Here is an 11,816-nt window from a genome sequence, read left to right as displayed (position 1 = left end):
TAATGAACATACGTCTATTTTTCTCTGTTGAAGTTGAAGAAGGGAGCGCCTTTTTTGCTCTCCAGCTTTATCTGCATCACGCCCACGCCCAGCTCTCTGGGGTCGGTGGAGCCCTCTTCCTGCTCCATGGGCACCCAGCCCTTGACCCTGATATCCAGCGTCAGGGTCTTCTGTCCCTTGCCGGTCTTGACCTTGCCGGAAAGGGTCTTGACCTGCTCCTTGTCCAGCTTTATGACGCAGTCGTCTCCGCAGTAAATGCCGGAGGTCTCAGACAGGGCGTATCCGGGCACGTGGAGATACATGGACAGGGTATATTCCGTGTCGGGCAGCGCCGGCAGGGTCACCGAGGATTCGGCGTGAGACCAGCGCATGCCGCCGAAGCGGCTTTCCGCCCCCTCGAAGCCTTTTATCATAGACGCTTCCGCGTCACCCTGAAAGTCCAGGGTATAGTTGACCAGATCAGCCGGAGAGGGGACAAAGGGTTCGGGCATATTGCCCTCGATCTTCGCCTTTCTGCCTATGGCGTTGTTGACCGCAAAGTCGTTGTCGGCCAGATTGTCCGTGATGACGGCAGACTTCACGTTTTTCTGCACGTCCACGTGGAGAGTGTTGGCTGCGAAGGTGTTGCCTGTGATCACCGCCTTGCCTTCCCTCAGGCTGATGGCCGGCGAATCGTCGCTGTTGATGTTCCAGCTCACGAAATTGCAGCCGCTTACGGACAGCACCCCCTTGGGCGCCGCGCTTCTGATGCAGGTGTCGATGGGACCCCAGAAGGTGCAGTTGGAGAGGCCCACCTTGCCGTCGGCCTCCGGCTTGATATCCACGGTGCAGGAATCGGTGCTGGACCACCGGCCCACAAATTCGCCGTTGGTGATGGCCAGCCCCATCCTCTGCAGCTTTTCCACCGAGACCGCGTTCACGCAGCTGTCGGCGCCTATGCACAAAAAGCTGCCGTTGCAGCCGCCGTGGCCCAGATCCACGAACCTGTAGCCCGCATTGTAGCCGAAGCAGAAGGTGTTGGTGCAATACTGCCAGTCCGTGCGGGCAAACTCAAAGGCGGTGCCATTTTGATTGATCCATTTGCAGTAGGGGTCGTCGGCCCTGTAGATCACGTTGTAGGGCCAGAAATGTATGTTTTCGATGCGGCAGATGTCGTAGCACTCGTCGATGGATATGCCCGTCTTGATGGGATAGCCCTGCACGCCGGAAATGTGCATCCTGTGGGAAGAGTGAAATTTGATCCCCACGTAGGGGTTCAGCAGATTGCAGTTCACCACCGACTGGTTGTTGCCGTCGGAGCCGAAGATACAGGGAGAATAGGGGATGGGCGGCACGGTCTCCTGGAGCCATTCGGGATAGTAGATGATGAGCCCCTGCACTCCCGCGTTGTCGCCCGAGAGCCGGATAAAGGGCTCGCCCTCGGGGTCGTCCTTGCCCGCGTAGGCCATGAGCACGCTGCCCTTCATATCCACGTCCTGATGGGTCCTGTTGCCGGGCCCGTTGGTGGGAGGGGCCTCGTAGGTGCCCTTCAGGATCACGCCGTCCCTGACAACTATGCGCCCCTTCAGGCAGTAATAGCCCGTGGGCACGCTGACCACGCCTCCCTTGCTGTCATGGCAGGCGTCTATAGCCGCCTGAAAGGCGGCGGTGCAGTCCGTAGTCCTGTCCGCCACGGCGCCGAAGTCGGTGACGTCGGTACTCATAGCCAGGGCTGCGCAGGCCAAAAAACAAAGAATTGCAGCCAACAGTAACTGTTTCATCATAGTCCTCCAGATAGGTCTTATGCTTTTATTATACCACATCCGGAGGGCTCAGACGAAAAAAAAAGGCAGGGATAACTAAGTCCCTGCCCCGCAACCATAAGAGATCGACTAATGAAACATATACTACGAAATACATATATACAGACGCAGGGTTCCCGGGGAGAGTTCCGCGAAAAATTAAAAAAATATAGATTTTTTCCTAAAAAAAACCGAGCCTGCAAAATAGCCTGCAAACCGCACAAAACAGGGGCCCTTGCGGGCCCTGATTTGCTAAAATGCTCCGATTTTACAATATTGAGGGGGGCGCGGCTCTTTTTTGCACGTATTTCAGAGTACCTATAAGATTGGAATCCACGTAAACCTTCAGGACTATATTCCTGTCCTCGTCGGCGATCTTTACCCGCTGGGTATATACCCGTTCCCTGCCGGTGGCGGGAGACTCCACGGGATCGTCGGCGTTCACTATGATCCCCTTGGCCGAGCCGCCGTTGACGGTCCACTTGTAGGTGACGGCCTTGTCCTTGTTGGCGGCGGACAGCTTGACCCTGACCTTTATGACCTGCCCCATGGGATCGAGAGTCTCGTCCTCGGGGGTGATCTTGGTCACGGACTGAGTGGAGGGGGTCACGGTCACGGCGCATTTGGCGGTATAGCCGCCGTCGGCGGTGGTGACGGTGATATTGGCGGTGCCCTCGGCCACAGCCTTTACCACTCCCTTGCTCGTCACGGCAGCCACGGCCTTGTCGTCGCTCTTCCAGCTCACGGTCTTGTAATAGGCGTTGGCGGGCTTCACGGCGGCGGTCAGCTCTGCCGTGTCCCCGACCTCCAGAGACAGGGAAGAGGGGCTCACAGAGACTCCGGTGACGCCTATCTTCTTTACGGTGATCTTGCACTTGGCGGTAAAGCCCCCGTCCACGGTCTTGGCCCGCACGGTGGTGGCGCCTTCGGCGACGCCCTTTACCACGCCGGCGGAACTGACGGTGGCGATGGTCTCGTCATAGCTTATCCAGGTCACGGTCTTGTCCGTGGCGTTGGAGGGAGAGACCGTGGCTTTGAGAGCCAGAGTCTGGCCCGGCCCCACCACGGCGGAGGACTTGTCCAGAGTCAAGCCTGTGACGGCCACCTTGGGGTCCTTTACAGTCACCTTGCACTTGGCGGTGAAGCCCCCGTCCCTGGTCTTGGCCCGCACGGTGGTGGAGCCTGCCTTGACGCCCTTTACCACGCCGGCGGAACTGACGGTGGCGATGGTCTCGTCATAGCTTATCCAGGTCACGGTCTTGTCCGAGGCGGAGGAAGGGGAGACCTTGGCGGTGATGCTTTTGGTCTTGCCCGTTTCCACGGTCAGGGAGGTGGGAGTCACACTGAGGCCCGTCACGGGGATGACCACCTTCACCTTGCACTTGGCGGTGAAGCCCCCGTCCTTGGTCTTGGCCCGCACGGTGGTGGTGCCGGGAGCCTTGCCCTTCACCACGCCGGCGGAACTGACGGTGGCGACGGTCTCGTCATAGCTCACCCAGGTCACGGTCTTGTCCGTGGCGGAGGAAGGGGAGACCTTGGCGAGGATGGCGGCGGTCTGGCCCTTTATCACGGTCAGGGAAGAGGGAGTCACGCTGAGGCCCGTCACGGGAATGACCACCTTCACCTTGCATTTGGCGGTGAAGCCGCCGTCGCGGGTCTTCACCCGCACGGTGGTGGCGCCGGGAGCCACGGCCTTCACCTTGCCGGAGGAACTGACGGTGGCGACGGTCTCGTCATAGCTCACCCAGGTCACGGTCTTGTCCGAAGCCCCGGAGGGCAGCACCGTGGCCGTCAGGGTCTCGGAGGCACCCTTCGTCAGGGTCAGGCTCGTCTTATTGAGAGTCACGCCGGTGACAGCCGCCCTCTTGACGCCCGTCTCATTGAAGAAATCGCCGGCGGCCCACAAAGCCCCCGCCAGAATAAAAACGCTAATGGTAATAAGGATCTTTTTCATGTGTCGCATCCTCTTTTCACGTCCGGCCGCAAGAGCTGAAGCGGCCCTTTTTTTTTATGGTATATATAGTATATACTGTTTTTTCGAAAAAAGCAAGCCGGATCAAGGCGGCCGGGACCGCCGGATAAGCCGGTTTTTTCAGATACTTGTTGACACCGCCACAATACAAAAACGGCTATGCTCTTGTAAACGCTGAATTCATCAAATGAGCCTTACAGGCGCAGAACAAATAAAAAAGCGGCGCAATGCCGCTTTTTTTACACTTACTGCCGGTTTTGCCGGCAGCTGCCGTATATCACACAAGAGATCCCTTTTTATTTCACGGTCACCTTGCATTTGGCGGTAAAGCCTCCGTCCTTGGTCTTGACCCGGATGGTGGTGGTGCCGGGAGCCACTCCCGTCACCTTGCCGGAGCTGTCCACCGTGGCTATGCTCGTATCGTAGCTCGACCAGGTCACCTTCTTGTTGGCGGCGTCGGAGGGCGCCACCGTGGCCTTCAGGGTCAGGGTCCCGCCCGTGGTCACCGTGGCGGAGGTCTTATTGAGAGCCACGCCCGTTACGGCTATGGCAGACTCCTTCACCGTCACCTTGCATTTGGCTGTAAAGCCCCCGTCCTTGGTCTTGACCCGGATGGTGGTGGTGCCGGGAGCCACTCCCGTCACCTTGCCCGCAGAGTCCACCGTGGCTATGGCCTTGTCATAGCTGGTCCAGCTCACGGTCTTATTGGTGGCGTTGGAAGGCGCCACCGCGGCCGTAAGCGTCACGGTCTTCCCCACTGCTACGGAAGCGGAAGTCTTATCCAGCGTCACTCCCGTTACGGCCACCGTGGGTTCCTTTACCGTCACCTTGCATTTGGCGGTAAAGCCCCCGTCCCTGGTCTTCACTCTTATGGTAGTAGTGCCGGGAGCCACTCCCGTCACCTTGCCCGCAGAGTCCACCGTGGCTATGGCCTTGTCATAGCTTGACCAGGTCACCTTCTTGTCGGTGGCGTTGGAAGGAGATACCGTGGCGGCGAGAGTGACGGTCTTCCCCTTGTCCACGGTCACCTTGGTCTTATCCAGGGCCACGCCCGTCACGGGGATCACCGGGTCCTTCACCGTCACCTTGCATTTGGCAGTAAAGCCCCCGTCCTTGGTCTTGGCCCTTATGGTGGTAGTGCCGGCGCCCACGGCCCTCACCTTGCCGTTCTTGTCCACCGTGGCTATGGCGGTATCGTAGCTCTGCCAGATCACTTCCTTGTTGGCTGCGAAGGAAGGAGCCACGGTGGCCTCGAGGGTCACGGTCTCGCCTGTTTTCAGGGTAACGGAGGTCTTGTTCAGGGTGACGCCGGTCACGTGGGCGGCGGGGTCAAAGGGGACTCCGTCTATGTAAAGGGTATGGCCGTTGAGGTTGATGTTGTAGCTGCCCCTGATATCCAGCTCGCTGATATAGCTGTCATCGGTGAGCTCCCAGGTGCTCAGGCTGTTCACGGTCACCTTCACATAGCCCTCCTGGCCGTATTTGTTGATGCTGCCGGAAAACAGGGACTGCCCGTCCAGGAGCATATTCAGGGAAGATATGCCGTCCACGAATATATCGCCGCCGCCCTGCTGGTAATACATATTCAGCTCCACGTCGGCGCCGTTGTGTCCGTCGGTCCCGTATTCCGAAGCCCCGGCTGCCAGGAAGGTGGTCCCGTCAAGAGGCATGAGATTCGTGTTTTCCAGGAATATCTGAGCCTTGGCGTTGGTCACGTAAAACAGGTCGGAACCTTTAACGTATCCGTCTTTCATGCTGAATAAGGACGCCGTGCCGTCATATTCCGCCGTCTCGTTGTATATCTTCACGGCAAAGGGAGGGTTCTCGCTCTCCGGCTCCACCAGAAGAGGACAGCCGGACAGATATACCTCGCTCCCGGCCTCCTGGACTATGGCGGGGCCTTCGTGGGACTTGACGCAGGAATCCCGCACGCTTACCTGGCCGATGCCGCAGTATATTGCGGGAGCAGCGGAGAGGCCCTCTGCCGTCCCTTCACAGAAGTCAATGGCGCTGCCGCCCTCCGCCGCCAGGGCTCCGCAGTAGCTCAAAGGCGATTTGGAGGTGACCTTGCTGGAGGTCAAATAGATACAGGACATCACCTCCGCGGCAACGCCCCGGTCCTTGTCCGAAGAAATGGTGTAATGGTCCAGCCACGCATCGGCGTAGTAGCACAGGATGCCGGCAGCATGGGCGCCGGTGGCTGTTATGGTACCCTTGTTGAACTCCACGGAGCATTTTTTTTCATAGCCGTTGCACACCACGGCGGAATTGATGCCGTAATAGCGGCACAGCTCCGCCTGCAGGGAGCCGTAGCTCTTGTTGATGGTGGCGTTGTTGATGGTCACGTCCCCGGCGTTGCTTATGAGCAGGGCGTTCTGATCCCGGGTATTGGAGAAATAGGTCTTGCCCGACTGGGTAGTGGGGCCGGTGATCTCCGTGGCCCCGTTCCAGGTCACGGCCGGGGCAGCCGCGCACAACACGAACGCGGCGCAGACCGCCAGTAATAATTGCATTGTTTTTCTCATAATGATCTCGCTTATTGCAGAGGCTGCGGCCTGTCCGGCCGCGGCCGTTATGGTCTCAGTTGACCGTCACCTTGCACTTGTCGGTGAAGCCGCCGTCCTTGGTCTTGACGCGTATTGTCGTTGTGCCGGGAGAGATACCTCGCACCCTGCCGCGCTGGTCCACGTCGGCTATGCCGGCGTCGTAGCTCATCCAGGTCACTTCCTTGTTGGCGGCGTCGGGGGGCAGCACCGTGGCCGTCAGGACTGCGGTGGTTTCTTCCTCGCTGCCCAGGTACTTCAGGGTCAGGGAGGTCCGGTCCAGCCGCACACCTTCAACCTTGGCGCCGGGAGCCACCGGGTCCGTCACCGTCACCTTGCACTTGGCGGTAAAGCCCCCGTCCTCGGTCTTCACGCGTATGGTGGTGGCGCCGGGAAACAAGCCCGTCACCACGCCGTCGGAATCCACATAGGCTATGGATTCGTCATAGCTCTGCCAGGTCACCTTCCGGTTGGTGGCGTCGTAAGGGTATACGGTAGCCGTAAGGGTCGCGCAGTCTCCCCCCGCAATGGTCAGTGAGCTCTGGTCCAGAGCCACTCCCGTCACATGCACTTCGGGCACGATCACGGTCACCTTGCATTTGGCGGTGAAGCCCCCGTCCTTGGTCTTCACGCGTATGGTGGTGGCGCCGGGAGAGACGGCCGTCACCTTGCCCGAGCTGTCCACCGTGGCTATGCCCGCATCGTAGCTGCTCCACGTCACCTTCTTGTTGGCGGCGTCCGAGGGGGATACCGTAGCCTTCAGGGTCACGGTCTCCCACATTACCAGAGTCACCTTGGTCTTGTTGAGGGTCACTCCCGTTACGGGCACCAAGGGCTCATTCACAGTCACCTTGCATTTGGCGGTAAAGCCCCCGTCCTTGGTTTTGACGCGTATGGTGGTGGCGCCGGGCGCTATGCCCGTCACCTTGCCGTTTGCGTCCACCGTGGCGACGGTCTTGTCATAGCTCTGCCAGGTCACGCTCTTGTCCGTGGCGTCGGAAGGCGTTACCGTGGCCTTCAGGGTCACCGTGGCCCCCGCGTCCAGAGTCGCCTTGGTCTTGTTGAGGACCACCCCCGTTACGGCTATGGCAGACTCCTTCACCGTCACCTTGCATTTGGCTGTAAAGCCCCCGTCCTTGGTCTTCACTCTTATGGTAGTAGTGCCGGGAGCCACTCCCGTCACCTTGCCCGCAGAGTCCACCGTGGCTATGCTTTTGTCATAGCTTGACCAGGTCACCTTCTTGTCGGTGGCGTTGGAAGGTGCCACCGCGGCCGTAAGCGTCACGGTCTTCCCCACTGCTACGGAAGCGGAAGTCTTATCCAGCGTCACTCCCGTTACGGCCACCGTGGGTTCCTTCACCGTCACCTTGCATTTGGCGGTGAAGCCCCCCTCCTTGGTCTTGACCCTTATGGTGGTGGTGCCGGGGGCTACGCCCTTCACCTTGCCGTTCTGGTCCACGGTGGCCACGGTCTTGTCATAGCTCTGCCAGGTCACGGCCTTGTCGGCTGCCCAGGAAGGGGTCACGGAAGCCACAAGAGTAATGGTCCCGCCCACGGTAATGGAAGCGGAGGTCTTGTTGAGGACCACCCCCGTCACGCCGTAAGGGTCAAAGGGGACCCCGTTGACGTAAAGGGTATAGCCGTTAAGTCTTATGTTCCGGCTGTCCTCTGTATCCAGCTCGCTGATATAGCTGTCGGCAGTGAGGTCCCATCTGCAATGGTCCGTCATGGTCACCTTCACATAGCCCTCCTGGCCGTTGCTGTTGATGCAGCCCTCGAAGGCGGACTGCCCATCCATGCGCATGTCCAGGGTGGATATGTCGTCCACGAATATGTTCCCCGCGAACTCCTGGTCATACATATTCAGCTCCACGTCGCCGCCGTTCAGACCGGGAGTCCCGTATTCCGACTTACCGGCAGACAGGAAGGTGTCGGTCTGGCCAAAGGGGAAAGAGACGTCGTTCAGATATATCTGAGCCCTGGAGTTGCTCACGTAAAAGCAATCGCGGGAGGTCAGATAGCCGCCCGACATGGTGAACAGGGCTTTGCTCTCCAGCGGCTTGTCCTCGATATTGTATATCTTGACGGCGCAGGGAGGGTTCTCGCTCTCGGGCTCCATCCGGAAATTGCAGTCGGCCATATTTACAGAGCTTTCCAGCTCCATGACCACGCCGGGGCCTTCGTGGGCCTTAACGATGGAATTATCGACATTTACCACGCCGTTATTGCAGTATATTGCGGCAGCTCCTGAGAGGCCCTCCGCCGTCCCGCTGTAAAACTCTATGGCGCTGCTGTCTTCCGCAGCCAGGGCTGCGCAGTAGTCCAGGGGAGAGCCGGACTTCACCGTGCTGTTGGTCAGGACCATATAGGAAAGGTATTCCGCGGCGCAGCCGCGTTCCTTGTCCGAGGATATCTCGTATTGGTCGATATAGGCGTCGGCATAGTAGCAGAATATGCCAGCTGCCCCGGCGCCCGTGGCGGTGACCTTGCCCTGATTAAAGTTCACGGAGCAGTTCTTTTCATCCCCGGCGCACACCACGGCGGCGTTGATGCCGTAATAACGGCACAGCTCCGCCTGCAGGGAGCCGTAGCTCTTGTTGACGGTGGCGTTGTTGATGGTCACCTCCCCGGCGTTGCTTATGAGCAGGGCGTTCTGATCCCGGGTATTGGAGGAATAGGTCTTGCCCGACTGGGTAGTGGGGCCGGTGATCTCCGTGGCCCCGTTCCATTCCCATGCGCCGGCGGCTATTGCCGGCAGGGCAATAGCCAGGATCGCCAGGAATAATAACATTGTTTTTTTCATAATGACCTCGTTTATTGCAGAAGGCTGCGGCCAGAGGCCGCGGCCTTAATGATCTCAGTTTACCGTCACCTTGCACTTGGCGCGATAGTCGCCGTCTTTGGTCTGGACCCGGATGGTGGTGGTCCCCTTGGCCACGCCCTTCACCCTGCCGTTGGCGTCAACGGTGGCGATGGAGGTGTCGTAGGACTTCCATTTCAGATCCTTCTTGGTGGCGTCCGAAGGCGCTACCGTGGCGGTGAGAGCAGCGGAGGACCCCTTGCTAATGGTCAGAGAGGTCTTGTCAAGGGTGACGCCCGTGACGGGGACCTTCACCCTGATCCAGCAGTAGGCGGTAAAGCCCCCGTCTTTGGTCTTCACCCGCACCTTGGTCTTGCCGCCGCCCACGGCGGTCACCGTGCCGTCGGCAGATATGGTCGCCACGCTCTCGTCATAGGACTTCCAGCTCACGTTTGTGTTGGTGGCGTCCGAGGGCGCTATGGTCGCCGTCAGAGTTTCGGAGGCGCCCTTTGTGAGAGTCAGATCCTTTTTGTTCAGAGTGACCCCTGTGACGGGCACGGTCACCCTTACCTTGCATTTGGCCGTGAAGCCCCCGTCCCTGGTCTTCACCCGCACTTTGACGGTGCCGGCGCCCACGGCGGTCACCACTCCATCGGAAGAAACGGTGGCTACGGAGGCGTCGTCCGAAGACCAGGTCACGTTCTTGTCGGTGGCGTCCGAGGGGGACACAGTCGCAGTGAGAGTCGCGGACTCGCCCTTTTTCAGCTTGATATCGGCGTCCGACAGGGTCACGCCCGTCACGGGTACGGAGGCCGCTTTTACCGTCACCTTGCATTTGGCCGTGAAGCCCCCGTCCACGGTCTTGACGGTGATATAGCAGGTCCCTGCGCTCACCGCCGTGATCTTGCCGGCGGAGGATACTTTGGCCACGGTCTTGTCGCTCGAAGACCAGGTCACGCTCTGATCCGTTGCGCCCGAAGGGGTCACGGCCGCTGTCAGGCGGTAAGTGTCCCCGACAGAGAGCTTGACAGACGTTTTGTTCAGGCTCACCCCAGTGACTGCCACCGAGGGCGGCTCATAGGGCTTGCCGTTGACGTACAGGCTGTAGCCGTTCAGGTCGATAAGGGCGTCATCGTCTTTGGAAAGGCTTGATATATAGCTGTCGCCTGCCAACTTCCAGATGGTATCCTCATCCATGACCACCTTTACCGTTCCCTGCTTCCCGGAGGTATTGATCATGCCGGAAAAGCTGGTGTCGCCCGTCATAGTCATAGTCAGGCTCGAAATGCTGTCCACCCTGATCTCGCCTTCCAGATTCTGGTCTGTGGCGTTCAGCGTCACGGCGCCGCCGTTTTTGCCCGAGGTGCCCCAGGCGTCCGCCGAAACGTCCAGCAGCACGTTGTCGGAGCTGTTGACAAGGCTGACCTCCTGCAGGTCGATGACCGCGTCTGTGTTGGTCACGTGGAACATATTGCCCTTGCGGCAGATCATGGAGCCGCCGTACATGTTGAAGACAGCTGTTCCCGAAGCGGCGTCCCCGCTCATGGACTGATACAGCTTCACGTTGTCATAGGTGGTGGACTGGCCGTTGAGGCGGGAGTTGTTGCCGTCAACGTAACACTCCGAAAGATAGACCGAGTTGGCTCCCTCTATGACCACGGCCTCCGAACCGGAGGTGGCAAGATTCGCGTTTTCAACGCTCACCGCAGCGGTGCTGTATATAGCGGGAGAACCGGCACCGGTGGATTCGTAGGTCCCGCCGCGCACGGTCACAGTCCCCCCGCCCCTGTCGGTGCGGATCGGAGCCGACGAAGTTCCCGAGGTGCTGATATACAGATCATAAGCCTCGGTAATGCCTCCGCCGGTAGTCATGATCCCGCCGGACGAGTCGCCCGTAGTTGTGATCACGGTATCGGTGACGATCACGGTGGTCCCGTCCCCGGCCGCTCCGTTCATACCGCTGTTGCCGCCGTAGCTGAAGATGCCGTTGGCGCCGGTGGCGCCGGTGGTGACAGAGCCGCCGTTGATATAGGTGACGCCGCCGCCCTTGCACATAATACCGGAATTGATGCCGTAAAAGTTGCAGTCGTCCCCGGAGGATGAATCGCCGGTCTTGTCCGTGATGGTATCATTAAGCGTCACGGTGCCGGCTGTGCTTATGAGCAGGGAGTTCTGGTTGGCCTTCGACGAAGTATAATATTCGTCTTCCCTGGTCTGGGACGAAAATATGGTAGTGGCGCCGTTCCAGGTGACAGCCCAGGCCGCTATAGCCAAAAGAGCCAGAGCCGCAGCGGCAAAAGCTCCGAGTTTGAATTTGCTCATGATTTAGTCTCCCTTGCTTATTTGACGGTGACCTTGCACTTGGCGGTAAAGCCGCCGTCCTTGGTCTTCACCCGGATAGTGGTGGCGCCGGGAGCTACGGCCTTTACCTTGCCGTTGGCGTCCACGGTGGCTATGCTTGTATCATAGCTGGTCCAAGTCACCGCCTTGTTGGTGGCGCCTTCGGGGGCTACGGTGGCCTTCAGGGTCACGGAGGCGCCCTTGTCCAGAGTCACCTTGGTCTTGTTCAGGGTCACGCCCTCCACACTGACCGCGGGCTCCTGCACCGTCACCTTGCATTTGGCGGTAAAGCCGCCGTCCTTGGTCTTCACCCGGATAGTGGTGGCGCCGGGGGCTACGGCCTTGACCTTGCCGTTCTGGTCCACGGTGGCTATAGCCGT

The 11,816-nt window shown here is 59.4% G+C and carries 6 protein-coding genes; all 6 read right to left on the bottom strand.

Going from position 1 to position 11,816, the window contains the following annotated elements:
- Positions 1-14: 14 nt before the first annotated feature.
- Positions 15-1,760 (bottom strand): hypothetical protein, encoded by a 1,746-nt coding sequence (locus tag IK083_04640; GenBank protein MBR4748843.1) that lies wholly within the window; start codon positions 1,758-1,760, stop codon positions 15-17.
- Positions 1,761-2,049: 289 nt separating this feature from the next.
- Positions 2,050-3,735, bottom strand: a complete 1,686-nt coding sequence (locus IK083_04635; GenBank protein ID MBR4748842.1) for an Ig domain-containing protein — start codon at positions 3,733-3,735, stop codon at positions 2,050-2,052.
- A gap of 314 nt (positions 3,736-4,049) precedes the next feature.
- A complete protein-coding gene (locus IK083_04630) occupies positions 4,050-6,266 on the bottom strand; it encodes an Ig domain-containing protein (protein MBR4748841.1) in 2,217 nt (738 codons plus the stop codon).
- Between the two features lie 67 nt (positions 6,267-6,333).
- The gene (locus IK083_04625; protein ID MBR4748840.1) at positions 6,334-9,099 is read right to left on the bottom strand and encodes an Ig domain-containing protein; all 2,766 of its coding nucleotides are present in this window, start codon (positions 9,097-9,099) and stop codon (positions 6,334-6,336) included.
- A 54-nt stretch (positions 9,100-9,153) separates the two neighbouring features.
- A complete protein-coding gene (locus IK083_04620) occupies positions 9,154-11,418 on the bottom strand; it encodes an Ig domain-containing protein (GenBank protein MBR4748839.1) in 2,265 nt (754 codons plus the stop codon).
- Between the two features lie 17 nt (positions 11,419-11,435).
- On the bottom strand, positions 11,436-11,816 hold a 381-nt coding region (locus IK083_04615), incomplete at its 5' end, for an Ig domain-containing protein (protein ID MBR4748838.1).

The sequence above is a fragment of the Abditibacteriota bacterium genome, from assembly GCA_017552965.1.
GTDB lineage: Bacteria > Armatimonadota > UBA5829 > UBA5829 > UBA5829 > RGIG7931.
The sequence above is the reverse complement of the archived record's forward strand: the minus strand, read 5'-3'. Positions and strand labels throughout refer to the sequence as shown.